This is a genomic window from Paenibacillus sp. GCM10027626, from assembly GCF_042676285.1.
Taxonomy (GTDB): domain Bacteria; phylum Bacillota; class Bacilli; order Paenibacillales; family Paenibacillaceae; genus Paenibacillus_Z.
In genome coordinates this window covers 678,114-703,059 of record NZ_JBHTHC010000002.1, presented here as the reverse complement: position 1 = coordinate 703,059, position 24,946 = coordinate 678,114, and the positions used below count along the sequence as shown (strand labels likewise).

At 47.5% G+C, this 24,946-nt stretch carries 24 protein-coding genes; 7 read left to right on the top strand and 17 right to left on the bottom strand.

All coding sequences use genetic code 11. The annotated features are described in order from the left end of the window. Nucleotides 1–20 precede the first annotated feature (20 nt). From ACFQ0N_RS06905 to ACFQ0N_RS06895, 3 genes are all read right to left on the bottom strand, one after another. Nucleotides 21–1,472 carry a putative amidoligase domain-containing protein gene (locus ACFQ0N_RS06905; RefSeq protein WP_379324162.1) on the bottom strand — a complete coding sequence of 484 codons (1,452 nt, stop codon included), beginning with the start codon at nt 1,470–1,472 and terminating at the stop codon, nt 21–23. Nucleotides 1,473–1,621: 149 nt separating this feature from the next. Then, entirely contained in the window at nt 1,622–2,173 is a 552-nt protein-coding gene (locus ACFQ0N_RS06900; RefSeq protein ID WP_379324160.1) for an outer spore coat protein CotE, read from the bottom strand. Nucleotides 2,174–2,396: 223 nt separating this feature from the next. Next, nucleotides 2,397–3,911 carry a carboxypeptidase M32 gene (locus tag ACFQ0N_RS06895; RefSeq protein ID WP_379324158.1) on the bottom strand — a complete coding sequence of 505 codons (1,515 nt, stop codon included), beginning with the start codon at nt 3,909–3,911 and terminating at the stop codon, nt 2,397–2,399. A 125-nt stretch (nt 3,912–4,036) separates the two neighbouring features. Between ACFQ0N_RS06895 and ACFQ0N_RS06890 the strand changes: the two genes are divergently transcribed. Next, entirely contained in the window at nt 4,037–4,354 is a 318-nt protein-coding gene (locus ACFQ0N_RS06890; RefSeq protein WP_379324156.1) for an iron-sulfur cluster biosynthesis family protein, read from the top strand. 71 nt (nt 4,355–4,425) lie between these two features. On the opposite strand, the gene ACFQ0N_RS06885 is transcribed toward ACFQ0N_RS06890, so the two are convergent. Next, a complete protein-coding gene (locus tag ACFQ0N_RS06885; RefSeq protein ID WP_379324154.1) occupies nt 4,426–4,971 on the bottom strand; it encodes a DUF309 domain-containing protein in 546 nt (181 codons plus the stop codon). A 133-nt stretch (nt 4,972–5,104) separates the two neighbouring features. On the opposite strand from ACFQ0N_RS06885, the gene ACFQ0N_RS06880 reads away from it, so the two are divergent. Continuing rightward, complete coding sequence (locus ACFQ0N_RS06880; protein WP_379324152.1) at nt 5,105–5,527, top strand: hypothetical protein; 423 nt, start codon at nt 5,105–5,107, stop codon at nt 5,525–5,527. A 2-nt stretch (nt 5,528–5,529) separates the two neighbouring features. Continuing rightward, nucleotides 5,530–5,808: a YxcD family protein gene (locus ACFQ0N_RS06875; RefSeq protein ID WP_379324150.1), complete on the top strand. Its 279-nt coding sequence runs from the start codon at nt 5,530–5,532 to the stop codon at nt 5,806–5,808. A 73-nt stretch (nt 5,809–5,881) separates the two neighbouring features. Here ACFQ0N_RS06875 and ACFQ0N_RS06870 read toward each other — a convergent pair whose 3' ends face one another. The 3 genes from ACFQ0N_RS06870 to ACFQ0N_RS06860 all read right to left on the bottom strand — a co-directional run bounded on the left by ACFQ0N_RS06870 (nt 5,882) and on the right by ACFQ0N_RS06860 (nt 9,536). Beyond that, complete coding sequence (locus ACFQ0N_RS06870) at nt 5,882–7,372, bottom strand: oligosaccharide flippase family protein (protein ID WP_379324148.1); 1,491 nt, start codon at nt 7,370–7,372, stop codon at nt 5,882–5,884. Between the two features lie 69 nt (nt 7,373–7,441). Continuing rightward, complete coding sequence (locus tag ACFQ0N_RS06865; RefSeq protein ID WP_379324146.1) at nt 7,442–8,560, bottom strand: amidase domain-containing protein; 1,119 nt, start codon at nt 8,558–8,560, stop codon at nt 7,442–7,444. Between the two features lie 169 nt (nt 8,561–8,729). Further along, nucleotides 8,730–9,536 (bottom strand): CAP domain-containing protein, encoded by an 807-nt coding sequence (locus tag ACFQ0N_RS06860; RefSeq protein WP_379324144.1) that lies wholly within the window; start codon nt 9,534–9,536, stop codon nt 8,730–8,732. A 189-nt stretch (nt 9,537–9,725) separates the two neighbouring features. Here ACFQ0N_RS06860 and ACFQ0N_RS06855 point away from each other — a divergent pair, with 189 nt between their 5' ends. After that, nucleotides 9,726–10,286 (top strand): dihydrofolate reductase family protein, encoded by a 561-nt coding sequence (locus ACFQ0N_RS06855; protein WP_379324142.1) that lies wholly within the window; start codon nt 9,726–9,728, stop codon nt 10,284–10,286. Between the two features lie 93 nt (nt 10,287–10,379). Here ACFQ0N_RS06855 and ACFQ0N_RS06850 read toward each other — a convergent pair whose 3' ends face one another. The 8 genes from ACFQ0N_RS06850 to ACFQ0N_RS06815 form a co-directional block, all read right to left on the bottom strand. After that, complete coding sequence (locus tag ACFQ0N_RS06850; protein WP_379324140.1) at nt 10,380–11,330, bottom strand: NAD(P)-dependent oxidoreductase; 951 nt, start codon at nt 11,328–11,330, stop codon at nt 10,380–10,382. Between the two features lie 28 nt (nt 11,331–11,358). Further along, nucleotides 11,359–12,291 (bottom strand): sugar phosphate isomerase/epimerase family protein, encoded by a 933-nt coding sequence (locus ACFQ0N_RS06845; RefSeq protein ID WP_379324138.1) that lies wholly within the window; start codon nt 12,289–12,291, stop codon nt 11,359–11,361. Continuing rightward, complete coding sequence (locus ACFQ0N_RS06840; protein WP_379324136.1) at nt 12,288–13,022, bottom strand: HAD hydrolase-like protein; 735 nt, start codon at nt 13,020–13,022, stop codon at nt 12,288–12,290. The genes ACFQ0N_RS06845 and ACFQ0N_RS06840 overlap by 4 nt, the downstream gene beginning before the upstream one ends. A gap of 43 nt (nt 13,023–13,065) precedes the next feature. After that, nucleotides 13,066–14,382, bottom strand: a complete 1,317-nt coding sequence (locus tag ACFQ0N_RS06835; RefSeq protein ID WP_379324134.1) for an ABC transporter substrate-binding protein — start codon at nt 14,380–14,382, stop codon at nt 13,066–13,068. A gap of 98 nt (nt 14,383–14,480) precedes the next feature. Then, complete coding sequence (locus tag ACFQ0N_RS06830) at nt 14,481–15,293, bottom strand: carbohydrate ABC transporter permease (protein WP_379324132.1); 813 nt, start codon at nt 15,291–15,293, stop codon at nt 14,481–14,483. Between the two features lie 25 nt (nt 15,294–15,318). Further along, nucleotides 15,319–16,206: a carbohydrate ABC transporter permease gene (locus ACFQ0N_RS06825; RefSeq protein WP_379324130.1), complete on the bottom strand. Its 888-nt coding sequence runs from the start codon at nt 16,204–16,206 to the stop codon at nt 15,319–15,321. Next, entirely contained in the window at nt 16,207–17,361 is a 1,155-nt protein-coding gene (locus tag ACFQ0N_RS06820) for an alkaline phosphatase family protein (RefSeq protein ID WP_379324128.1), read from the bottom strand. It abuts the gene before it with no gap. Continuing rightward, on the bottom strand, nt 17,358–18,446 hold the full coding sequence (locus ACFQ0N_RS06815; RefSeq protein WP_379324126.1) for an ABC transporter ATP-binding protein: 1,089 nt from the start codon (nt 18,444–18,446) through the stop codon (nt 17,358–17,360). The genes ACFQ0N_RS06820 and ACFQ0N_RS06815 overlap by 4 nt, the downstream gene beginning before the upstream one ends. Before the next feature lie 174 nt (nt 18,447–18,620). Between ACFQ0N_RS06815 and ACFQ0N_RS06810 the strand changes: the two genes are divergently transcribed. Then, complete coding sequence (locus ACFQ0N_RS06810; protein WP_379324124.1) at nt 18,621–19,196, top strand: GbsR/MarR family transcriptional regulator; 576 nt, start codon at nt 18,621–18,623, stop codon at nt 19,194–19,196. Between the two features lie 15 nt (nt 19,197–19,211). On the opposite strand, the gene ACFQ0N_RS06805 is transcribed toward ACFQ0N_RS06810, so the two are convergent. Continuing rightward, the gene (locus tag ACFQ0N_RS06805) at nt 19,212–19,898 is read right to left on the bottom strand and encodes a YqjF family protein (protein WP_379324122.1); all 687 of its coding nucleotides are present in this window, start codon (nt 19,896–19,898) and stop codon (nt 19,212–19,214) included. Nucleotides 19,899–20,084: 186 nt separating this feature from the next. On the opposite strand from ACFQ0N_RS06805, the gene ACFQ0N_RS06800 reads away from it, so the two are divergent. Continuing rightward, entirely contained in the window at nt 20,085–20,975 is an 891-nt protein-coding gene (locus ACFQ0N_RS06800; protein ID WP_379324120.1) for a helix-turn-helix domain-containing protein, read from the top strand. A gap of 3 nt (nt 20,976–20,978) precedes the next feature. Here the strand turns inward: ACFQ0N_RS06800 and argS are convergent, their stop codons facing one another. Next, entirely contained in the window at nt 20,979–22,700 is a 1,722-nt protein-coding gene (gene argS, locus ACFQ0N_RS06795) for an arginine--tRNA ligase (RefSeq protein ID WP_379324118.1), read from the bottom strand. A gap of 207 nt (nt 22,701–22,907) precedes the next feature. On the opposite strand from argS, the gene ACFQ0N_RS06790 reads away from it, so the two are divergent. After that, nucleotides 22,908–24,824, top strand: a complete 1,917-nt coding sequence (locus ACFQ0N_RS06790; protein ID WP_379324116.1) for a glycosyl hydrolase family 18 protein — start codon at nt 22,908–22,910, stop codon at nt 24,822–24,824. The last annotated feature ends 122 nt before the right edge of the window (nt 24,825–24,946 follow it).

The window sequence follows — 24,946 nt, the reverse complement described above, 5'->3', positions numbered from 1 at the left end:
ACGTGCTCAAAACGGCACGATCACCGATGCGCGGCCGCGCAAACATCGCTATCACTTCCCGAAATGCGCCATTTCGCCCGGAAATCGCTTGCTTCATCCCAGCATGCTCCGCGGGCGAGCGCCTTAAAAAAGGGCTCAATGCCGCCAGCCAATCGCCGCCATGAAGCCGTTGCACGCATTTCGGCAAGCAGCGGCTCCATGCACTCCATCAATCGTTCGCGGTCATTGGCATAGTAGGCGGCCGCGTACCGCTCCTCCTCGGCCGGGCAATAGCTTAGCGCCGCACACTCACATGCGCAAAGCAGCGCAAGCGAAAGCGCCGCCTTGGCCGCTAGCGGCGAGACGAGCCAGCTTGAAGGTGTACGATATTCAAATCCGCCATAAGGCTGCAGCCGAAAATCGCCGAGCGAGCCGTAGCGGGGACGGCGCCTGCGGGCGCTCTCCGGCTCAGCCAGGGCAAGCGGGAACGCCACGTAGCTGTCCAGCAGGCGCAGCAGGCGGCCATGGAACGGCACGCCGCTAATATGAATATGGCCGCCTAAGGCAAAGCCGCTGACCGGCATCCCCCCGGCTAGCCAGCGCAGCGTTGGATCATCAATTTTTTCCGCTGCCTGCAGCAGCAGCCTTCGAATGTTTTTTATCAGCTGCTCAGGCGTCTCTGCCGGCGCCGGTCGCAGCTCGGCAACCGGATACCGGACTTGCCCGCCAATGAATACCCCATCGCAGCCGGCCCCATGTCCGTCCTGCAAAAAGCGGGAGGCCGGCACTACCTTCCCTGTCTTTGAGGCAAGCAAAAATTCCGGATCGGCTCCAAGCAAAATAGGACGCTCGGAGCTCAGACTGCAGCGGTAATCGCCTGCAAAGCGCTGCAGCGCCGTGAGCCAAATCATGGCAGCTTCCTCTCCTGCCCCTCCGCCCAGCTCGCGATCCGGCAAATAAATCGGACCGGCCCTGCTATTTCCCCGTTCGCCAAGCTCCACCTCAACACAGCCGCAATCGAGCCCGGCTGCGTATAAAGCGCGAACGGCGATTTTGACTGCTCTGCGGTAGTTGAGATCGGAGCTGTCCAGTTGTTCATTTGCCCGGCCGCCTACTGCCGGCTTGAGGCCGCCAATGACCGCCACCTGCAGCGGCGCAAGCTCAAACAGCCGTACGATCAGGCGGCGCCGATTGACCCAGCTGCTCCGGCTGCCTACGGCGCCAGAGGCGCTGTGGTTGACCGCAACACCTGCGCGCTCCAGCTTGCGCTGCAGTGCCGCCCGGTTCATCGTCAAGAAAGCGGCGGCTCCGCGATTGACAATATACAAGCCGGAATCAAGATATTGACCCGGCAGCCTTTTACCGCCCAACGCCACAACCGCATCTCCGGCTTGGGGATCGCCGCCTGCCTCCGCGATATGAAAACCTGACATTGCGGCATCGGTGCGTCCGACTCCCCATAGCCATACTTTTCCTGGCCTCGTCCCCAGCATTTCACATCACCGCCAGCTTCCCGTTATCATGCATTTCAATTGAACAATTGGAGCATAAAATTTTTTTCAAAAAAAAGAGGGCAACCGCCCTCGATCCCCAATCTGCTTTTGCATATGATACAAAGGCAGGAGGATTCCTGAACCATAAATTACAATTCGTCGTCAAGCAAATCCGGATCGAGATCGTCGAAATCGCCGTCATGGAAATCGACATCCTTTTCCCAGTCGTCCCCTCCAGGAAAGACGGCTACGAACAGTTTCGTTTCCGCAATCATTTCGACCGAAAATTCACGTTCTACCCGGAGTACAACGCTTGAGCCATTGGCAGAAATATTCGCCTCGATACAATTTGGTTCCTGCGTCGACTCTGCCGTAACTTCCTCCGTCGAAGCCCGGTGCCTCGGGTCGATGTAGGAAAGCGGCACATGCTCGACATACGAGAGCGTTTCCTTGGCCACATCCGTTTGCGAGTTTTTGTTGTAAGAATACCAAATGTTGATATCGTAAGTACCAATTACTTCGATTCCGTCACCCGAGCGGACTGCTTCATACTGGTGATTAATAATCCACGCACCAAGAATGCTAGTGGGATTATGAGGCGGCGTGACGGTGTGGGTAACTGTAGAAAACTTACGACCCTTGCCACAGACAGCTTTCGTTAAAATCTCTCTACGCTGAAGCTGTTTATCTGCAATAGTCATCGATTTAACCTCCTCCATACAATCATTCAATTAAAGTGTATGCAGGACATAGGCATTTGTTGATAAACTTAGACGAACAAATAGACAACATTATTAAAAAATGCCGACATCCCAGCAATATCAAGCTTTATCGGCTTATCTAACGACTATGAAAGGGATGAAAGTATAAAATCCTCGCCGCAGCATGAAAATGCTAACCGGGAGGATTTTTTTGCGCGTCTTGTTACAGACGGTAAATAGCTTTGTATTTTTTCTCCAAATAGGCTACCAAATAGCCCGGATCAAGCGGCTTGCCGGTTATGGCCCGGATAAGCTCGGATGGGCTGCGCAGTTTGCCATAGCGATAGATGCGCTCTGTCAGCCACTCCTTGATCGGGTGCAGCTCACCGCGTTCAACCAAATCCCACATTTGCGGCAGCTCGCGCTCCATCGTATCCGTCATTTGTGCCGCGTACATATTGCCGAGCGAATAAGAAGGGAAATAGCCGAACGCTCCGCCGGACCAATGTACGTCCTGCAGTACGCCTTCCCCATCATGCCTCGGCTCTACGCCCAAATATTCGCGGTATTTCTCATTCCAGAGCGCCGGGAGCTCCGCAGCCTTCACTCCTTCATTGAAGATCAGCTTCTCCAGCTCATAGCGAATAATAATATGAAGATTGTAGGTCAGCTCATCGGCTTCCACGCGGGTTAATGACGGCTCCACTACATTGATCGCCCGATAGAAATCATCAACAGGTACCTGTAGCTGCTTGGGGAACAGCTTCTGCAAATCGCCATAATAACGGTTCCAGAACGGCTTGCTGCGGCCGATTACATTTTCCCAAAAACGGGATTGCGACTCGTGAATGCCCATCGAGGTTCCCGTGCTAAGCGTCGTGCCATTCAGTTCTTTCATTATATTCTGTTCATACATCGCATGGCCGCACTCATGAATCGTGCCGAACAGCGCACTAGTCACATCGCGGTCCAAATAGCGCGTTGTAATCCGGACGTCACCGGTGCTCAAACCTGTCGCGAACGGGTGCACGCTTTCATCCAGCCGGCCTGCTTTAAAATCAAAGCCGAGCTGCTCCAAAATAAACAGACTGAATTTCTTTTGCGTCTCTTTGTCAAACGATTGCCCCAGGAAGCTCCGCTCCGGCTGATGCGGAGATGCGGCTACTGCGGAGACAAGCGGCACCAGCTTCTCGCGCAGGCCGCCAAAAACCTGATCCAGCTCAGCCGTCGTCATGCCCGGCTCGTACATATCGAGCAGCGTGTCATAGCGGGTGGCGCCTGCCCCCCAAAGGTCGATAAATTGATTCGTATATGTAATAATTTTGTCCAAGTACGGTTGAAACGCAGCATAATCGCCCGTTTCTTTAACTTCTTCCCAGAGCGATTCCGCTTGGGAGGTCAGCACCACATACTCTTGATTAAGCTTTGGCGGAATTTTCACACTGCGATCGTATTCCTTGCGAGTCTCTGTCACGAGCCGCTGATTAATTTCGTCCAGCTGCCCGAATGCGCCAGTCTCCTCCAGCTCGGATAACCATTCTCCCATCTCCGGCGCTGTCTGCAGCTCGAACAACCGTGCGGAAAGCGTACCAATCGCCGCCGAGCGCGAATCCATCCCTTTGCGCGGCGCTCCTGTCCGCAAATCCCAATACAGTACTCCGAGTGCTTCCTCATAATTTTTGATCTGTCCGATCCGCTCGCGAAATGACTGCAGCGTATCTGTCGTCTTCGTCGTCACTAGGTTCAGTCCACCTTCCTTGGAAAAAATTAGGGAGCCTCATCTCCCTCTAACTTGATAGTACATGGAGCAAAACGTATAATCAACCTTAGTCCTAATAAAATGTCAGAAAGGAGCGGCCTCACATGCATTTTACCTTTACTTCGTCAGCAGTTGAGCGGCTCTCCGCCTATCTTGAGGAAGGAAACCGCAAATTGAAGCTTCATTATGATACAGAGGGCTGCGGCTGCGTCGTCAGCGGCGTGCCTGCCCTGCAAATAATAGACACACCCGACCCGGAGGACGTCGAAGGCAGCGGCGAGCCCTATGCCGTCTGGTATGAGCCGCGCTACGAGGTGTTTTTTGAGCCGCGTTTAAAAGTCGACTTCGACCGCAGCCGCGGCAGCTTCAGCCTGAAGAGCGATAATCAAATTTACACCGTACATATGCGTTTGCTGACGTAAGCAAACGCGCTAAAAAAAGCGTCTCTCCATTGCGCTATATTGCAGCGTGAAGGAAAGACGCTTTATCAATTTTACATCTGCGCCGTGCGCCGCGCATACAACTTCGCCTGCGCCGCCGCCTGACGGGCTAAAATAACATCCGAGCGGTCCCGCAAGCGATGACGGTCGATTAACGCGGCTTCTGTACCGCTTGGCCGCCCCCAGCTGCCCCGCATTTCGGATATACATAACGACCAGCATTGCTTCCACAGCTGCGGATCGGTTAATGGCAGGTTAAAATCGCGAAAAGGCTGATTATTTTTTACAGCAGCGATTTTCGTTCTAATTTGCAGTACAAGCGCCTCCTGCGCGAGACCGATGGCCGGCAACTCGCCTGCCGACAAACGTCGATGGGCTTGCTTGAACATTTTTAATGCACCCGGCAAATTACCGCGGCGATGATGGTATGAGCCGACCGCAAGTTGAATGAGCCCTACCCAGACTTCCGCAAGCGGATCGTCGCTGCGCTGCTCCTTCCAATGCTCCTCCAGCAATTCATGACATTCGAAATAATCTCTTGTGACATGAAATTCTACCAAAAAACGAACATACGCCGCGGGATAAATAGTATGATTCATGATGTTTACCCGCCTCTATGAAAATTATTTTAAATTTCGGCATGAAAAATGAAACCTTTGATAATATTAGACGTAATTGTACTGAAAGGCAACTCAAATTTTATTGTGGTCCAAACAGGAGGAGAAGTATCAGATGAAGAAAGGTTTGCTTTTGTTTATGGCTTTCACACTGTTCTTCGCTTTTAGTGTAGGAGCGGCTGATGCCAGACCGAGAGGCGGACTGAAATCCCCGAAGCAAAGCTTTACAAAAACGCCGTCCAAACCGGCGGACAATGCGAAGCAAAGCAACCCGGGAACTGGCACGAAGTCGCCAGCAGCGAATCAGCAGCGCGGTTTTAACAGTGGGGGCGGATTTTTGAAGGGTATGATGATCGGCGGCCTGGCAGGTATGCTGTTCGGCAGCATGTTTGCCGGAATGGGCTTTATGGGCGACATGCTCGGACTGATCGTCAACTTGTTCGCGATTTTCCTTTTGATCGTGGCCATACGCGGCATCTTTATGTATTTCAAAAATCGCCGCAAGCCTTATGAACCGAATGATCGGAGACCTTATTAATAATGCGGATTTACACCGACGAAATTATTAATGCCGTCTGTCTCCACATCGCTGAGCGCAAAGGCGTGACGCCCAATGATGTTGAAGCCCAGCTCTCGTATGAAGAAGAGTACGGCTTCACCGCTGAGGTTTGGGTTCAGGGACGAAGCCAATATTTGGTGGAAGCCAACTTATTAGAAGCGATTGAACAATATATGTTCAAGCAGTACAATATGCGCGTATTCCGCTCACAAATTACGATCGATGCCGATGAAGAGTTTTGGGCGGATATTGAAGAGTAATAATATTATAAAGAACGAACAGGCCCGGAATGCTTCGGGCCTGTTTTATTTTCCAAATTGTTGAAGTCAAGCTCTATAATAGAGCAGCAGAGCGTATCTTTATATGTATTATTGTACATCCGAGAAATATCAATAAACCCGGCAATAAGACAATAAGCCCCGGTTGCGTGACGTTCTCAAACAAAGCGTTAATAACGGAGACAACAACAAAAATCAAAACAATAATAACAATGTCAAGCAAAAGCGTCCGAATACGGAAATACCCTGCTTGGATAATCTTTAGCGCACGGAGATTCCAAACTGCTGCAATGAGCTCCAGTAACAGCAGGCTGATCGCGGCTCCAGTATACCCGAAACCGGGGATCGCCAAGAGGAAATAAAGGAGCACAAAGCTGATTAAAATGGCGCTGGCAAGGCTTACGAATGGAAGCTTCTTGTGATTCTGCGCCCACAGTACGCTTATCGATATTTCCCGCAGTCCGGTAATTAGCGGCACGGGCGATAAATACTGAATTGGAAGCTTCGCTTCATGCGTCCCAAAAATAAACCAAGACAATTCCCCGGCATAGAGATATAGAAATAATCCGGAAATCAAGCCCCACAACCATCCTATCTCGAGAGCCGCAGACGTACGCCGATAAAAGTTATCCGTTCTGCCTTCCTGCCAGTCTACGGCTATTTTCATGGTTAACGTGTGAGATACTGCCGCAGTAAGAATCGTCGGCATATAGACAAGGATCATGGCCATCCCCGTCAGGACGCCGTACATCTGCATGGCTTCCAAGGCGGAATACCCTGCCGCCTGCAACCGCTTAGGGACCAGAAGCGCCTCAATGAAGTCCGAAGCGGGGATAAGCAGTCGTGTAACAGCTATAGCGAATGAGGTTTTAAGCAACAAAGAAAAAGCCTGTCCGGTGGCGGACGGTTCATAGGCCTTCTGCTGCTGCTGGGAGCGGGAGAACAAAAGCAGGACGATAAGTACAAGAAAGGCGAGCAATGCGCCCGCGGATGTGCCGAGGACGCCGCCACCTAACGCCCTGGCAACACCGCTCGGCAGAAAAAAGATCACGAGCAGCACCAAAGCAGCCACGCGAACAAATTGCTCTGTTAACTCGGATATCGCGATCGCATTGTACCATTCCAATCCTTGTAAATACCCTCGCAATAAACTAAGCAGCGGAACGATGAGAAGTGCGGGCGATAAACAACGGATTGCGAAATCAAGTTGAGGATTTCCGAGAATATGAGCAATCAAAGGGGAAAAGTGAAAAGCAAAGAGGCTGACGGCCGCGCCGATCAGAAGGATGATAAAGGAAATTATTCTAAAAAATAACCATCCTTGTGCAGCATTCTTTGCTGTTGATAATGCCAGCGCTGTTGGCAACCCTCCCGTAATAAGAATAAGCGTTAATCCGTAGAAGGAATATGCAATTTGATACAGACCAACGCCTTCCGCACCAACCAGCCTTGTCAGGGCGACTCTTCCAATCAATCCAATAAATTTAACAAAAAATATAGTAGCGGCTCGCATAGCGGTCTGTTTCATTAAAAGTGGCAGCTTCAATACATTCACCCCATAAACCAAACTTGCCCTTGTCCATTCATATGACAAGATGGCTACAGGTATGAACTTTTAATCGTTAATATGAATAAGAAGATACTTCGTATATTTATCCCAACCGAGATCAAAGGGAACTTGATAACGATCCGCCGTATGGGAATTTACAAGCGGATATCCATTCAGATCAAATCCAGTTACTACAGAGAAATGATCGATATCGCCCTTCATTTCATAAGCGATCAAGTCACCCGGTTTCAATTGAGAAATAGCTCCGGAACGATTTTTTTTCGTTGATTTCACGATTTCCGGAAATGATCCATGAGCAATGAGTGATGCATGCCCGGATCGCAGCAAATGATTTTTGAAGGCATCCGTTTGCACCCACGCTCTACTCCCGCCAACTGACTTAATATAGCGCCAGTTATACGACATTTTCAATCCGCCGCCTTCTACTGGATCCCCGACAACCTGAGAAGCGAAATTGGTACAATCTCCACCTATTCCGGTATAGTCCAAATAATTGCGGTTATACCGGTTATTATTGCCCGCACCCCATGCAAGCCCCGCATATTTATTGGCATATGCAACCGCACGCTGCCGATTATATTTCGATGTTTTTTTTACAGTTATCGTATTCTGATTTACAGCAGGGGTAATTTCGTTCGGCAAATCCGCGATTAAAGCTGGATTCTCATCGAGCGGATCCAGATACCACTCACGAGATAAAGACCATGTGTCATTTCTTTTCTTAAGTACAACGGCATGTCGGGTCCCAATACCAAAAGATTGCGGCGGCAAGTTTTTATTGTTTAAGTAAACGTAGTCCAGCTTTAATTGTTGAATAAGGGATACCTTGGCCGTATCCTTGCTAATATGAAGTCGCACGATTCGAATCGTACTGCTTGCATCAACAAACTGCATTTTTCTTTTTTTCGCCCATTCATGCAAATATTCCGTTTTATTTATTTCATGTTGAAACGCACTCTTGCTGAGTTTTTCTTGAATCCGGTAATATTTTGAAATCTCTTCTTGTTTTTTGTCGACAAAAAATTGGGTACGCTCATCAAAAAGACTTTGCAAAAATCGGCGGACGGTCTCTTCAGCGACATCATCCGCCTTCTTAACCGGTTCATATGCCGTAGCGTTAACAAGAAAAACAATCATAAGAAAAACTTTTCCGATGCTGAACATGAATACTATTTCTCCTTATAGGATTATCATTGGCGGTTTCGTTTCGTTCCAGCGGCAAGAACTTCCTTCCCCTCTCGATACAAGCGCGAGTAAGCCATACAGACCATCGAATGGCTATCGCAAAAAAGAAAGAGGGGATCTTAGTGGTCCCCTCTTTTGATAAGGAGCGCTAGTCTGTAAACTCTTGAACCCAGCCGCCATTAAAATAGGCGATGCCAATTTGATTGAAGCTGCTATTCAAAATATTGGCGCGATGCCCCTCACTGTTCATCCATTGGTTCATTACTTCTCTCGGGCTTGTCTGGCCTTTGGCAATGTTTTCTCCAGCAGCATTATAGGTAATCCCGAACGATTTCATCATATCAAACGGAGAGCCATATGTTGGAGATTGATGATCAAAATAATTGTTATTGATCATATCCTGTGCTTTGGCCATAGCCACTTTCGAGAGGCTGCTGTTCAGAGTGAGGGCCTTTAAGCCTGCACTCGTTCTGGCTTGATTCACCAGCTCCAATACTTGCTGCTCATCTTGGGATGAATTTCCTGACGGTTGTTGTTTGACGGGCTTCTCTGGGGTTACGGGTCGCCCGCCATTTACCGGCTGCCGCGGATTTTCTGGCTGCACCCCGTTTACCGGCTGCCGCGGATTTTCAGGCGCGACTCCATTTACCGGCTGTTGCGGATTTACGGGCTGATTCGTCGGTTGTTGTACCGGTGTAGTAATACCTTTGAACAAATCCAGCCAGTTAGATCCATCACCATTAGAGGGTTGATTCATCTTAACCGATAATTTCCCTGGAGCATTTGAAATCGATGAAGCTTGGGTTAAATTCGGCATATGTGCCCCATGACGTGCCTGTGTTTCAACCCTTGTTTGTTTTGGCGTTATTTGATTGTTGACTGTATTAGGACCTGAACTCGCACCCGAACAACCAGCAACGAGTAATAATGCAGCTATTGCAAGAAATGATTTCATAACAATCCCTCCCTGTACCGTCAATGTATTGGCGCTAATGAACAAAGTTTGTGCAAACTGCCATTGATTTATTCAGTCCGCAATTCCAAAAAATCACAACGCAAAATACGAACTTCTGTTATTCTATTGTCAGAGGAGATCGATGCCATTTGGTACCATTTGAGTCTAGAAGGGAAAGGAATGAACTAGATGAGCAGAGTATTTTTAGACATCTCAATGTCACTGGATGGATTTATTGCTGGAAGGGATGACGACGTAGAACGGCTGCACGATTGGATTCTGGATTTCAAAACCGGCATTTTTAAGAAAAGCGAAGTCCTGAAAGAGCTGTTCGAAAGGACAGGTGCGATTGTTGCCGGCAGACGAGTCTATGAGATCACATCTGGATGGAGCGGAAATCATCCGATTCGCGGCGTTCCCATCTATGTACTTTCCCATGACATCCCGGAAAACGTTCCTCAAGGAGGGACTGTATTTACTTTTGTTTCAGAAGGCATTGATGCTGCCATACGAGAGGCCAAGGGGGCGGCAGGCGATAAAGACGTATATGTGCTGGGTGGGGCGGCAGTAGCCCAACAATGCCTCAAAGCGTCGCTCCTTGACGAGATTCATGTGCATATTGCCCCCGTACTGCTTGCAGACGGGTTTCGTTTGTTTGATCATATCGGATCCGAGTGTATCCAACTTGAAACGATTAGGATCTTAGAATCTCATGGGACAACCCACCTGAGATATCGCATCATCAAATAAATATTTGTCTTGAATAAAAAGAGCGGACAAGCCAATAGCACATGCAATAGCTTGTCCGCTCACCACGGCATTTAGAAAGCTTCTGGAACAGAATCAATCCTTAACTATAATTTGATTTAAATGATTGCGCGGAGCTTCATTATTCCGGATTTTCTCTATATTTTCCACAAAATACCTACACCGGGTTTCGTGGAATTTCATGCCGTCCGGCATGCCTGCCGTATGCGGAGTCAGAATTACATTTTTTAATGCTCGCAGCTCACTGTTCAAGCTTAACGGCTCCACTGTAAACACATCAAGACAGGCCCCGCCGATTACATTATTCCCCAGAGCCTCAATCAAGTCTTCTTCACAAACAATCGGGCCTCTTGCCGTGTTCACAAGCAGCGCATTACGTTTCATTTTACTTAAAAAGGTGCGGTCGACCAAATTTCTGGTGGATTCGTTAAGAAAAATATTGGTTGTAATGACGTCAGAATTTATAATTAAAGTGTCTAAATCAACGAGTTCTGCCGTTTCACTTTGGATCGTTTTATTTGTATCATAGGCCAGCACTTTCATTTTAAAAGCACTCGCCAGCTCCGCAACTCTTGAGCCAATCGCGCCAAAGCCGATCGTTCCGAGCGTTTTCCCGGCCAGCTCGCCGCCAACGTATTCCAGGCTCGTTTCATCTCCCCTATTTTTCATAAAGTGATCCAGAAAAGGGATATTTTTGTAATAACCTAAAATGAAAGCCATAATATGCTCTGCCACTGCATTCGCATTTACGCCGGCCGCATTGCTTACCCAAATATTTTTGCTGGTGCAAGCTTCGATGTCCACATTGTCATAACCTGCACCGGTTTGGACCAGCTTTAAATTTCCGGCCTTTTCAAGCAGTTCATCGTTTACTTCGATATGCTCCGGAATTAATACATCCGCTTCGCCAATGAACGCCTCAACCCGCTCCGGTTCAACAATGCGAATGGACCAGCTTTCCGGAAAAGCTTGTACGACCCTCTCTTTAGAGCGATCACTAAAATAACCAACAATCAAAATATTCATTCGTTCACAACCTCTGCAGCTAGTTTTATCATGCATTAGCCCAAGCTTCAAAGAAAGTACGCTTAATATTGGCAATTACCAGCGCCGGAGGCTCATTTTCCAGACAATCGACCTCAAATGTAATGACCGGCTTTCTTGTCGGCTTCGGGCTCGTAAAAAATTGAATATCCCGCAAAGTGGAGAGGAAGCTTGTCAGCTCCCCTACCCCCACTTCAGAATCCTTGACCCCAAACGGGAGATGCTTATCACCGAAATAAGGGGCTTCACGGTCTTTGATGTAACTGTTTCCGATGTGGATATGCGTCAAGTATTCTTTGGCCAGCCATAATGATTTGTGCGGATCTTCCCCCATAATCGGGAGATGGCTTTGATCCAGCAGAAGGCCGAAGTTATTGTGTTCGCTTCGGACTATGGCTGCTGCATGTACCGCCTCATGAGTAGGGCCAAGCAAATATTTGCGGTCCATGTAGCGATCCCCGAGCTCTAGCGATATGCAAAGCTCATATGCGCCTGCCCGCTCCTTGGCATACTTGCATAGCTGCATCGCAGAATCTATAAATGCCTCGATACTCTGGCGCTTGCTTTCTTCACCCTCAAATTTGCCGGTTACGATATGCATCACTTTGGCGTCCATTTCATAGCATTGCTCGATCAGCATTTGACATTGCTGAACAGACTTGCTTCTAACAGCCGGGTCCAAGGAGCTTAGATTAATGTTTAGCTGTCTAAAAGCATCACCACCATTGAAAAGAATTTCCACGCCACTGTACTGCATATATTTTTTGGCAAGCTCTCTTGTTTCCCGACTGGCAATATAAGAGACTTCCACGGCGGTAAAAAACGGGTCTTCCAGTATCGTAAGCAGACCAGTCATCATCTGTTCAGGTCTATCCTGCGGAAAAGGAAACAGTTTCGGCAGCACAATACCGATACTGGCCGTTTTTTCGAGCTGCTCCATCATACAATTTTGCCAGACAGAATAAGCTCCGGCAGTTCCTTTACCGTATCAATGACATGCGTATGATAATATTTCCCCCACACTTCAATCGGTGTCGATCCTTGCATGACGCCAATGATTGCTCTGCAGCCCGCATTATAACCCTCGAGCATGTCCGCCGGCGTATCGCCGATTTTAATGACTTGCCTGACGTTTTGCACATTTAAATATTCCATCGCTTTAAAAACCATGAACGGAGCCGGGCGTCCCTTGCCCTCTGGAACCATGTCCAGATGTACCGCATAATCGATCAGCCCATTTTTAACCCAGCCCAACGAATCCATAATGACGTCGTTGATATCCTTATGGAATCCTGTTCCTGTCGCTACTTTGATCCCGTTATCCTTGCACCATTGCAGCGTTTCCGTGGCGCCTTCGATTTCCCGGCAATTTTCTTTATAGTAGGCAATCATATATTCCGTGTACTTTTCATAAAGTTTGACCGCCTCATCATGCGTCGAAGCATCAATATCGACCTCGAAATTTTTGAAGTCAATCATATTCCCATTTGTCCGTGCAATCAGAAATTGATAGAGATGGATCTTGTTTGTGCCCATATGCGTGCTGATTTCATCTCTCGTCACATTCAATCCGTAATCAACAGCCGCTTGATAAAGGCAGTCCCTTACGCCATTGTTGTCTTCTACCAATGTTCCTGCCAGATCAAATACAGCTAATGCAATATTTTTGTTCATGTTTAATCTCTCCTGTTCCAATCATTTTGTACCGGTGTAATATCTACTTCTGCAAAACTTTGTCCAGCGCTTTCTGCGCCTTCATCTTCGCTTCCTTCAGCACTTCTGCCGCCGGTTTGTTTTCAATCAACACTTTGTCCTTCGCCAATTCGATTTCGTCATAAATTTTACCGCCTGTCGGGTCGACATATGGAGCGATTCCGTTCGTTTTTGCTTGCTCCAGCGGAACGGCTAAATAAGGATTTTTCTTCAAAGCTTCCTGATAAAGTTCTGTGTCCACTGCACTTTCCCGAACAGGAATATATCCGGTTTCGACAGCCCAATATGCGGTTTGCTTCGCTTCAGAATAAAATTTTACAAATTCCCAAGCGCCCTGCTGCTCTTCTTTCGAGGCATTTTTAAACAGATTAAACATGACCGATACCGCTACAGGCCGAGGCTTGCTGCCTTTAAGCCCTTTTTGCATCCCGGTTGCCACTTTGGTGAAATCCAAATCCCCGCCATCGCCGGAAGAGCCTGTATAGCCTGCGGATTTCCCGTTCATCACATTATCAATCGTTTTGTACCACCATTCCCAGCCGTTGCCGCCATAAACGGTTTCCATAATTTTGTCCTCATGAATCCATTTGCGAATCAAATCCCAGGCATAAATCCATTCTTCCGAATCAATGGTGACGGTTTTGCCGTCTGCGGACACAATATCTCCGCCTGCTGAACGGGCATAATCAATCATATGCTCGGCATACCACATAACGGACCAGCCCATAATGCCTTCTTTTTCTTTAATTTGTTTTGCCGCTTCCCCCAGTTGCTCCAGGTTCTCGAGGGCGTCATAATCAATCTTGTGTTTTTCAAAAATATCTTTTCTGTAATACATCATTTGCGAAGCGACATAGGCTGGAACGCCTAATGTTGCCTCCTTATACCGGCCTTGTTCCAGCAGAAGCACATCGTCCTTGTTATACTCCGGCTGATTCATATACTCATCCAGCGGAAGCAATACATCATTGCTGGCCAGCTTCATAAATTCAGGATAACCGTTAATTGCCAGGGCGGGAGGATCGCCGGCTGCCAGCGAGGCCTGCAGCGCTTGCAGCGTTTCACCGTAATCCCCTTGAATGACAGGCACAATTTCATACTGCTGATTGCTGCTGTTAAAATCTTTTATAATCTTGGCCATCGTTTCCCCGAGCTTGCCGCCCAGGCCGTAATAAAACTCGATTTTGGTTTTCTCTTTTGTTTCAGGCGCAGCACCTGTATTTTTTGCCGGAGAAGCACCGCTTGAGCAGCCGATTACACCCGTCAAAAGGACGGCAAAACTCAAACAGTACAACAACACCTTTTTCTTCACGTTTTTCACAGTGTACATCCTCCCGGGTAAAATCCCTTTTTGGTCTCATCATCAAGTCTTCTTGCCTTAGCAGTTGCGGATTAATCTGATAGTAGCGCATCACCACCTTATTTATTGACATAAAGACTGGCCATCGACTGAATAATTTTTTTACTCGATACGGCAAGCAGAATAAACATCGGCAGCAGCGATACGGCACAAGCGGCCATTGCCAGCGGGAAATCCATCCCGTAGCCTGCCTGGCTCATAAACAATCTTCGCAAACCGATCGTAACAAACATATTGTCTTCGGACTTGAGCAGCAATGAAGGCCACATATAATTGTTGTAGCTGTAAATAAAGGTAATCAGAACCAATGAAGCAATCGCATTTTTGGAATAAGGAATGTACACGGTGAAGATAAGCTTCAGATGTCCGGCCCCGTCCAATTTGGCTGCATGAATGACTTCCTTGGGCACTTGAACGAACGTTTGCCGCAAGAAGAAGATCGAGAAGATGCTAATAAACTCACTCAAAATATAGCCGCTATGGGTATCCAGCAAATTCAGTTTAGAAATCAGAATAAAGGACGGGATATAAGTTACAGCTGACGGCAGCATATAAGTAGCCAATATAAGCACGAAGCAGAACTGCACCCATTTTTTCTGAATCGCCACGAAAACATAGGCTGCAAATATTGCAGACAGCAGTTGAAACACAATGATGATCGCACTGACGTAAATACTGTTCCACAAATAAAGCAGCATCTTCGTTTCTGTAAAGACGCGAATGTAATTTTCGAAATGAAACACACTCGGCAGCAAATTTCCGCTGTATAGTTCATTTTTTGGTTTGACGGAAATGACAAGCATCCAGATATACGGAAAGATCATCGTGAAGCTGACTAAAACTAACAGCGTATACGTTACAAAGTTCCTCATTTTCCCCGCGTACAAAGATCTCACCTCACTTCTTGAACAGGAATTTGGACAACACATAATTAAATGCGCTGATCAAGAGACAAATGATTAGAAAAATAATGGCCAGGGCCGATGCCGGTCCGGTTTCGTACCATTCAAACGCCATGACGTAAAAATAGTAGAGAATCGTTGATGTCGCGCCCGAAGGTCCGCCTTGTGTTAAAATGTAAATCTGATCATAAGCTTTGAGTGAATCCAAGGTAAATAAAATAAACAGAAATACAAGAATAGGAGCAATTGCCGGCAAGGTGATCCGCATTAATTTCCTGAATCCTTTGCCTCCGTCAAGCGCATTTGCTTTCTCCACTTCCGGGTCTAATTTGGCCATTGCAGAAGTCAGCAGCAGTACAGCAAGGCCGAGATATTGCCAAACCGTTACAACGATGACGACCATCATGGAGGTCGATTGTCCGCCCAGCCACGCGACCGGCTCCAGGCCGATTCCCTTCAATAGCGCATTTAGAATACCTGTATCCTTATCGAATATGCTGATCCACACCATGGAAACGACGATCGTCGGCGTAATCCAGGCTGAGAACACAGAAGCAACGAAGAAATTCCGCAGTGCTTTGATTTTGTTTAGCCATACGGCCACCACCAATCCGAGCACGATCGGCGGGACAACGGTAAAAAAGGTAAACACCAGTGTATTCATCAGTACCTTTTTGAAAAAGGAATCCTCTATAAAATTCCGGTAATTATCCAGCTGTACATATTGATAGTCGGGTGAAATGTAATTCCAATCCGTAAAACTGATGTGGAATGTTCTAAACAACGGATAAATCCAAAAAACAACTAACGGAATGAGTGTTGGCAGCAGCAGCGCAAGCGCCCATAAATTGTCTTTTGCCTTTCTGCCGATCGTCTTGGCCATCTAATCGTGCTCCCTAATGATGTCATTGATCTCCCTGCCGTCACAAATATGCGGGATTTGAAACAGTTTTGCTAAAGTAGGCGCAATGTTTTGCAGATGTTCCTGCTCCATTACTTTGCCTGGCTTTATTTGCCGGCCTATCCCTACCATAAATCCATTCATTTCATCCACATTGTCAGGATGGTATCCGTGCAAGCTTTTCATCTCCTCATATTGGGGCTGCTCCGGAGCAAGAATATCTTCGCCGCACACCGTGTGATTCAAATCCAGAATGCCCGCAGGTATAAATTCTGAGGCCGCATCTCCTTCTACTACATAAAAACGATTCACCTCAGCCAAACCATTAAAATAGTCCATAATTTCGGCGTTCTCCCACGGCTCCAACGAACTGTAAAACAAGAGCGCGCCGCTCCCGTCGCCAACAAACCGGATTTGATTGGCTAGTAGATGCTGCCGCCAGCGGCTGCGGGCCAAAACTTCATTCGGGTAAAAAAACGTTCGGACATCGCTTTGGCCGTGGTCTGAGAAGACAATCAAATTATACGCGGCTTGGGACTTCTCCAGCTCGTTATGAATCTTAGCGATATAGCCCAGCAGCGTGTGAAGACAGCGGAGTGCCTCGGGCGACTCCTTCCCGTGTTTGTGCGACAAGGCATCATAACCGACAAACCTTGCAGCGATAAAATCAAACGCGCCGGACGCAATCGCCTGAATCGCCTCCTGCAGCGCCAACTGGTCCATCTTGTCTATTGGCTCAGCATCGGAAATCTTTTTTTTGCTGCTTGATTCTGTCACCAAATGATCAATATAGATATTGCCTGATGTTAACGGCCAATGGATGCAGCAGCTCTTCAGACCCTTGTTCGCCAGCGAATAAAATAGCGTTTGCCGGTGCAGCGCTTCATTGCAAATGAGCTCATGATCACCGTAGAGCAAAACTTTATCCCTTGAACCGGTACGGGACAAAACATTATCAACGACAAGATGTTTGTCAAACTGGTTCCCGGTAATCGCCGTCGCATGTGCATTGAAGGTTACTGAAGGGAACGTCGTGATCAATTTTTTACAATAGAAAAAGCCGTTTTTGATAAAGGTTGAAGCGTAATGTTCAAACAGTTGATAACTTAATCCGTCTAATGATAGCAGTACATTCATTGGCCGCACCTTAAATTTGTTTGCGTTTGTTTGTCAAAAAGATTCACATGGTTAGCTGACATGCCCACCCTCACCTCTTCACCCTTTGTGTAAGTCCGATCAAAGCTTTTCTTTACGATGAAATTGAACGTCTTAAACTGTAAATGCAATAATACATCCGTGCCGATAATTTCCGTAAATAAAATTTTCATAGCTAATGAATGGTTTGGATCTTCTGTGATAAAACAATGCTCCGGTCTAATCCCCGCTATAACTTCGGTGTTGTCAGGAATCCTTTCGGCCGGCAGCTGTGTTTCCATCAGCACGCCCTCTATATCCACATAAATTTGTCCCTGCCGTTTAACCAGCACTGCGTTTAAATAATTGATGGGAGGCGAACTTATGAAATTCGCCACAAACATGTCGACAGGGCGATTCATAATTTCCAGCGGCGTCCCGATTTGTCTGAACTTTCCGTCTGCCATGATCGCGATCCGGTCGCCTAAAGTAACGGCCTCCACTTGATCGTGAGTGACATAAATAAAGGTCGAATTTAAGCGCTCATGCAATTTTTTTATTTCAATTCTCATTTCATTTCTTAATTTGGCATCCAGGTTAGATAGCGGCTCGTCCATCAAAAATACGTTTGGTTCTTTGACAATGGCTCTGCCGATGGCGACCCGCTGCTTTTGGCCGCCCGACAATTGGCTGGGATGACGTTTCAGCAATGGATTGATTTGCAGGATGTCGGCAGCCGCTTTAATTCGTCGTTCCCTTTCGGATTTTTTCACTTTTTTTATTTTCAGACCGTAAGCCATATTCTCATATACGGTCATATGCGGATAGAGGGCATAGTTTTGAAATACCATGGCTACCCCGCGATCTTTCGGTTCCACATCGTTCACACAAACGTCCCCGATATTCACTTCGCCTTGCGAAATGTCCTCAATGCCGGCAATCATTCTGAGCAAAGTGGATTTTCCGCATCCGGACGGGCCGAGCAGTACTAGAAATTCTTTATCTTGAATGTGGAGATTAATATTATCCAATATTTTTACTTCATTGCTGTATTGTTTTGACAGTGACTTTAATGTAATACTTGACATATTGAAACTCCCTTCTTCACATTTCTATACAAATTTTGTTTTACATTTGCTAGAATTATCGTATAAACTGATGATAATCATCATCTGTACAAAAAATATTGTACATTCAATGTAGTCTTCTATTGTTATCTGTACGTCAAACAGAATTGAATTTCTTGTAAAGGAAGTGAAGGAATGCATCAGCTGAATACACCGGCAGAAGTTCAAGAAGCAACGCGCCGCAGCGAATTGCGTGCGCAAATCATCGACGCGATCGCACAAACGATGGACTTATACGGTGCCAATTACTCGTTTGGCAAGCTGTACGGCATTATGTTTTTCGAGGATAAGCCGATGACGCTGGAGGACATGAAGGACTATATGAATATGAGCAAGAGCAATATGAGCTATGCCATCCGGTCATTGCTGGATTCCAGAATGGTCACTAAGCTGGAGGAAAAAAGGGATCGGAAAGATCAATATGTGGCGCAAACGAACTTCTTTCAAGCATTCCAAAACTTTTTTATAACCAAACTGCAGCGGGAAATTGATGTTATGCTCGGTGCGATCAATGAAGTGCTGCCCGAGCTTTCGGAGATTGTCCTTGCGGAAGAAACCAGCGATGGTGAGAGGCAGGAATGCTTGCGCGACTTACATAAACTGCGCCACGGAGTGAGCTACTACGCCTGGCTTCAGCAGTTTGTGAACGGTCTGCAGAACGGGGATTTTATGAAGCATACGAATGACCGGCAGCAAGATAATAAGATATAGATGTTGATCATGCTTTCAGTCACATGACTCTAACAGCCATGCGTGAACGTTGTGCTTTTTGGAAAAATGAAGAAGCGGTTGTATGGCTGGCAATTGCAGTCCAAATGAAGCCGGCAAAGAAAGCATGGAAATGTCGGCTTCCGCCCGTTGAAGAGGCCATGGGCTATGGTCGATCTCGCCTCGATAGATTCGTCCTTTTTCGTCTATGGTGTACAAGCAATATCTCTCGGTCAGCCAATGCTCCAGCGATCCCTTTTTGCTTTGAAAAATATCAGACACTGAACGATAAACAGCCGCGAATTGCCCGGGATTTGTTCTGTGATCTGTGCGAATACTGTGATAATGCACCAGATTATTATCTTTCACAGCATATTGAATATTGGCGCGAAAATAAGGAAGATGCAGGCCCCAACGGGCAATTTCAACAATGATTCGTTGATCTGCATCCAAGCTGAAAAAATAGACACCTGGTTTGCCGTTCAGCGTCACATAAGTCCTTAAATTGATTTCTGGAAATTGGGACAAAAAAGGCAGTGACGGCCCCCAACGCAGCCGCGCCCGATTTGTCCAGAAAGGAACTACACTAATCCAAGCCTGTTTTTCGAATGTATCAATTTGTAAAGAGGAAGGGACGAGAGCTTGAATCTCTTTCAAAGAAATCGGCCAATGGGCAAACAATAAATCGTTCAACGTTTGACTCATCATCCAAGGCTTTTCAGGTACCGGCCAAGGCCGATGATCGCTTTTTTGTATAATAAAGCACCCCCTCTCTTATCATCATTCATTTTTAGTGTTTCCCAAATCTATATCTAAAAATCCAATGGCTTTCCGAAGACCTTTATATTATGATTGACTTGACTACTTACGTTTATATACGGGGGTACAAAGATGGCAAATTGGGGGGACTTGCTGGAAGTACCGATCCGGCTTGAGCATTTGGATGTCGGTTATGGGGAAGGTCCGCATGGGGTAGTTCATAAGAAGACGGTACCGTTCGGCATCATTGCCCAAGCTGTGGAAGGTACTTACATCGTCCATACCCCCGTGGGAACACAAACGGCATCGGACGGACATGTATTCATCACACCGCCCAACATGCCGCTTGAAATTACGCACTTGGCCCGCGAAGGGGATAAAACGATGCGTATACGTTTTGTTCACTTCCGCTTCACATTCATGGGGACGATCGACTTATTCGATCTATACGACCTTCCATCAACTACAGATCTGGAGACAAGCATACTGTACGGGGAGCTTATTCAGCAACTTGTGGACATAAAAACACGGGAGAACGGTCTCTCCTTTACTTATTGGGCGAAAAAAAACGAGCTAGCCTACCGGCTGCTCGATGTTCTTCTGCGCACCTCCGTCCAAAAGGAAACATACGAATCCAGAATTGCCGTGTTACAGGAACTGCAGCCGCTGCTACTCTTTATAAGGGATCATCTGCATGAGCCGCTCGACATCGATAAGCTGCTGCGCGTGTTCCCCTTCTCCCGCTCCTCGATGTTCACCCTGTTCCGTGAGCAGTTCGGTCAAACGCCGATGGAATATGTCAAGACCGTTAGGCTCAACGAAGCGCTTCGCCAAATCTGCTCCACTTCGCTAAACATAGCCGAAATCGCAGATCGAACGGGCTTCGCAAACAGCTTCCACTTCAGCCGGGAATTCAAGGCGCGTTTCGGTATGCCGCCTACTGTAGCACGCAAGGAGCATTTGATATGGGAAAAATGGAGTACGTTAGGGGGCAAAAACTCAGCCCCCACTAACCTGAGTTGACGCTTACAGTCTTTCCGGCGATTGTAAACCAATGAGACGCAGGCCGTTCCGCAGCGTGATTTGTACAGCCTTTACAAGCGAAAGCCTTGCATTTCTCACTGCAGCGTCCTCAACGAGTATAGGGTGATCATGGTAAAACCGGTTGAACGCTTGAGCCAGATCGACCAAATAACGGCTAACAATCGAAGGCTCCAATTTCATCATCGCCAGCTCTATTTTGTCGGTAAAGTGATACAGCTGCCAAATGACCTCCAGCGCTTCCCGCTCCCGCAGCAGAGCAGGCTCAATCGCCATTTCTTGACCGGACCAGGGGACAGCTTGTCCTTGATTGGCTTTCCTAAGTACGCTGCTAGCACGGGCGTGCGTATATTGAACGTATGGCCCGGTCTCGCCTTCGAAATTGAGCGCCGTCTCCCAGGAAAACACCACATCTTTGATGCGGTTGCCGCTTAAATCATTAAAAATAACGGCACCAACGCCTACTTGTCTGGCGATTTCAGCCTTGTTTTCCAAATTGGCATTTTTCTCTTCAATAATAGCCTGGATTTTATCAATTGCCTGCTGAAGCAATTCCTCAAGCTTCACTACATTTCCTTTGCGAGTCGAGAGACTCATGCCTTCCAGGCTGACGCGGCCAAAAGGCACGTGGATAAGTTCAGACGCCCACTCGCAGCCCATCAGTTCGATGATTTTAAACCATTGCTGGAAATGTAAATTTTGCGCATAATCTGTGACGTAAAGCGCTTTTTCGAAATGGAAGGTCTCTTTCCTGTAGATCGCGGCAGCGACATCGCGCGTATGATAAAGCGAGCTGCCATCCTTTTTTATCATTAATGCCGGCGGCATATTGAATTCGTCCAGTTTGACAATCCGGGCGCCATCGTCCTCAACAAGCAGATTTTTATGCTGAAGCTCCTTGATTACCTTGTCCATCTTATCATTATAAAAGCTTTCTCCGGTGAAATAGTCGAACGTAATTCCGAGAAGCTCATAAATGCGCTTGAACTCCCCAAGACTGATGTCAACAAACCACCTCCACAGCGTGAGCGCCTGCTCATCTCCCTGCTCCAGCTTCACAAACCAAGCTCTTGCCTGTTCTTCCAATTCAGGATTCTGTTCAGCTTCTTCATGAAATTTCACATAAAGACGAAGCAACTCATCAATAGCGCCTTGCATGACCTGCTCTTTATCTCCCCAGTTCTGGTACGCTACGATCAGTTTGCCGAACTGTGTTCCCCAATCGCCGAGATGATTGATCCCAATGCACTTATATCCCTGAAAGGAGTGAATTTGGTAGAGTGCATTGCCGATAACCGTCGATCTCAAATGGCCCACATGAAAAGGCTTGGCAATATTGGGTGACGAAAAGTCAATGACGACCGTGCGTCCTTGTCCGATATTTTGTGCGCCGAAGCGTTCGTCAGCCTCTAGCACATGATGTATAACCCCGCTGGCAAACTGCCCTTTATCCAAGAAAATATTAAGATAGCCGGATACTGCCTCCACACGTTCGATGAAAGTGTCGCATGATAGATTTCTTTGCAGGTTCTCGGCAATTGCTTGGGGAGACATTTTCATTTTTTTACTTAACTTGAAGCAGGGCAAAGAAATATCCCCCATCTGCCGGTTCACCGGATATTCGAGCAGCGATAATATTTCCCCTTCTTCCGTTCCTTCGGTCAGCTTATTGATTTGCCGGACGACTAGCAGCTTATAATTTTGCATGTTTCGACCTTCTTTCCCTTGTTTAATCATAGCTCATTTCAACCCTTCCCAAATATACCCATGATTATAGCTCCACTCGCCAATGGAAGCAATACACCCGCCGCTAGGAACGGTAAGTTATGGGAACGGCATTTTTACCGTAACCTCCAGCTCCTTTTATAGTCTAATTAAAGGTACGCTGAAGAAAGAAGAGGTGATTGCACGCACATGAAAGCAAGATGGAGTTTGCTCTTGATACTCGTCCTGGCCTTGCAAGCCGGCGCGGGGACATTCACTGCGGCATCGGCAAATGCCGCCGGCAATGAATATCGCGTTTATCAGTACGACCGTGCATTAAAGGAATTTTCATCGGAGAGCGCAGCGGTCGCCTATGCTAAAGGATTCGCCTACAGCCACGTGGAAAAAACTGCTGGGCGCGTGTGGGTATGGGATAACTTCCCCCGCTACAAAGTTTATCAAGGCGGTTACTCGACGGCTGTTCGGGAATTCAGCTCACTAGCAGATGCCAAAACTTTTGCAGCGAAGCTGGATTTCGCGCAAATTCGCGATTTGCAGCAGCCTGGCTGGATTTATGGCACTTATCCTAAATATCGGCTTTATCAAGGCGATGATACACGCGCTGATTGGGTTTTTGCCACTTTGGCTGAAGCGAAGCAGGCCGCAAAAAACTATACCGGCGTACATATTATTGAGCTAGCCTCCAATCAATGGGTATGGGACAATATGACCGCTGAGCAAAAAACGGCAAAACGGGCCGGCACGCCAATCTATCGTGTACTGGCAGACGGAAAGCCAAGCGGCGAAACGCAATATGCATTCTTGTTGGATGCGATCCGCGCAGCCGCCAAAGTACCGGACAAATCCGGCACCGTAGTGAACACTGTGACTGGAGCTACTGTCTACTCCAATGTCCCTCCGTTTACCGTCAAGCAGGACGGTAAAGTTGTCCGCTCCTTTTACGGCATCGGCAATGCTGTCGTTTGGGCGAAAACGGTTGCCAATGCCACAGTTAATGAAGGCAATGCAGTGTGGTGGACAAATCTGCCCTTTTATATCGTTGCCAAAGGAAACAAGACGACCAGCCGCCATCATACGTTCAAAGAGGCGATCTCGTTGGCTTCCAAAACAAAGGGTTCAGTCGTAACTACAGCCGATGGGCGTAAAATATGGACAGACCGCAGCGACTTCCTCTATCTTGGATGGAACGGAATCTGGCATACAGATACGATACTGTCCCAAGTCGCCCAGACAAACGGACTGGACATCGATTCCCCGACCTGGTTCGAGCTTGCCGCAGCTGACGGAACGCTGACAGACAACTCCGATCCGGCACTCGTTGCATCAATGAAGAAATTGGGGATCCGGCTCACTCCCCTCGTTCATAATCAATTCGATGCCAAAATGACAAGCGCCTTCCTGCGGGATTCTGCTGCGAAGAAGAACTTTATTGCTTCCCTTACGGCACGTCTGGCTGAGCTTGGCGTTGAAGGCATGAATCTTGATTTCGAATTGCTAGCAGGCGGCGACCGCTCGTTATATACAGCTTTCGTACGCGAGCTCACAGATGCCGCTCATCAAAAAGGATTAACTGTCTCGATCGATCTGCCGCGCGGCGAGAAAAGCTGGGATCAGTATACCGCTTACGATCACGCCGCATTGGCGAAAATTGTCGATATGGTCATGCTGATGGCCTACGACCAGCACTGGGAAGGCGGAGATACAATCGGCTCTGTCGGCGAGCTTGGCTGGGTAGAGGAAGGCGTACGCCAATTTCTCGATTATGGCATCTCGCAAGACAAGCTGATGCTAGGCGTTCCATTCTATGTACGGGAATGGAGAATCGGCAGCAATGGGGCGCTAATTGACAGCCGGGCTGTACTGATGAAGGATGTTCCGGGCTTGATTTCAGCCACCGGTGCAAAAGGCAGCTATGATGCTGCTGCCGGACAAATGAAATACAGCTATTATAAAAATGGTTATACGTATATATTTTGGGCAGAAACCGCCGAAACGCTCCAAGCTCGAGTAGCGATTGCGAAAAAGTATAATCTCGCCGGAGTGGCTGCATGGAGACTTGGCTTTGAAGATGCTTCACTATGGCAGATAATGGCGGAGCAAAAGTAAATTTGCAGTTGTCTGCAGCGTAAGCTGGAACGCTTGTTGATGCACATTGGAGGGCGCAAGCCCTCCTTTTGTTGTATAAAAAACCAGCCGCGCGGACCTACGGTTCGGCATTGATATAGATA

Coding starts and splice junctions, on each gene's coding strand:
- ACFQ0N_RS06905 (WP_379324162.1), bottom strand. CDS start 1,472: ATGCTGGGGACGAGGCCAGGAAAAGTATGGCTATGGGGAGTCGGACGC.
- ACFQ0N_RS06900 (WP_379324160.1), bottom strand. CDS start 2,173: ATGACTATTGCAGATAAACAGCTTCAGCGTAGAGAGATTTTAACGAAA.
- ACFQ0N_RS06890 (WP_379324156.1), top strand. CDS start 4,037: ATGCATTTTACCTTTACTTCGTCAGCAGTTGAGCGGCTCTCCGCCTAT.
- ACFQ0N_RS06885 (WP_379324154.1), bottom strand. CDS start 4,971: ATGAATCATACTATTTATCCCGCGGCGTATGTTCGTTTTTTGGTAGAA.
- ACFQ0N_RS06880 (WP_379324152.1), top strand. CDS start 5,105: ATGAAGAAAGGTTTGCTTTTGTTTATGGCTTTCACACTGTTCTTCGCT.
- ACFQ0N_RS06875 (WP_379324150.1), top strand. CDS start 5,530: ATGCGGATTTACACCGACGAAATTATTAATGCCGTCTGTCTCCACATC.
- ACFQ0N_RS06865 (WP_379324146.1), bottom strand. CDS start 8,560: ATGTTCAGCATCGGAAAAGTTTTTCTTATGATTGTTTTTCTTGTTAAC.
- ACFQ0N_RS06860 (WP_379324144.1), bottom strand. CDS start 9,536: ATGAAATCATTTCTTGCAATAGCTGCATTATTACTCGTTGCTGGTTGT.
- ACFQ0N_RS06855 (WP_379324142.1), top strand. CDS start 9,726: ATGAGCAGAGTATTTTTAGACATCTCAATGTCACTGGATGGATTTATT.
- ACFQ0N_RS06850 (WP_379324140.1), bottom strand. CDS start 11,330: ATGAATATTTTGATTGTTGGTTATTTTAGTGATCGCTCTAAAGAGAGG.
- ACFQ0N_RS06845 (WP_379324138.1), bottom strand. CDS start 12,291: ATGATGGAGCAGCTCGAAAAAACGGCCAGTATCGGTATTGTGCTGCCG.
- ACFQ0N_RS06840 (WP_379324136.1), bottom strand. CDS start 13,022: ATGAACAAAAATATTGCATTAGCTGTATTTGATCTGGCAGGAACATTG.
- ACFQ0N_RS06830 (WP_379324132.1), bottom strand. CDS start 15,293: ATGAGGAACTTTGTAACGTATACGCTGTTAGTTTTAGTCAGCTTCACG.
- ACFQ0N_RS06825 (WP_379324130.1), bottom strand. CDS start 16,206: ATGGCCAAGACGATCGGCAGAAAGGCAAAAGACAATTTATGGGCGCTT.
- ACFQ0N_RS06820 (WP_379324128.1), bottom strand. CDS start 17,361: ATGAATGTACTGCTATCATTAGACGGATTAAGTTATCAACTGTTTGAA.
- ACFQ0N_RS06815 (WP_379324126.1), bottom strand. CDS start 18,446: ATGTCAAGTATTACATTAAAGTCACTGTCAAAACAATACAGCAATGAA.
- ACFQ0N_RS06810 (WP_379324124.1), top strand. CDS start 18,621: ATGCATCAGCTGAATACACCGGCAGAAGTTCAAGAAGCAACGCGCCGC.
- ACFQ0N_RS06805 (WP_379324122.1), bottom strand. CDS start 19,898: ATGAGTCAAACGTTGAACGATTTATTGTTTGCCCATTGGCCGATTTCT.
- ACFQ0N_RS06800 (WP_379324120.1), top strand. CDS start 20,085: ATGGCAAATTGGGGGGACTTGCTGGAAGTACCGATCCGGCTTGAGCAT.
- argS (WP_379324118.1), bottom strand. CDS start 22,700: ATGCAAAATTATAAGCTGCTAGTCGTCCGGCAAATCAATAAGCTGACC.
- ACFQ0N_RS06790 (WP_379324116.1), top strand. CDS start 22,908: ATGAAAGCAAGATGGAGTTTGCTCTTGATACTCGTCCTGGCCTTGCAA.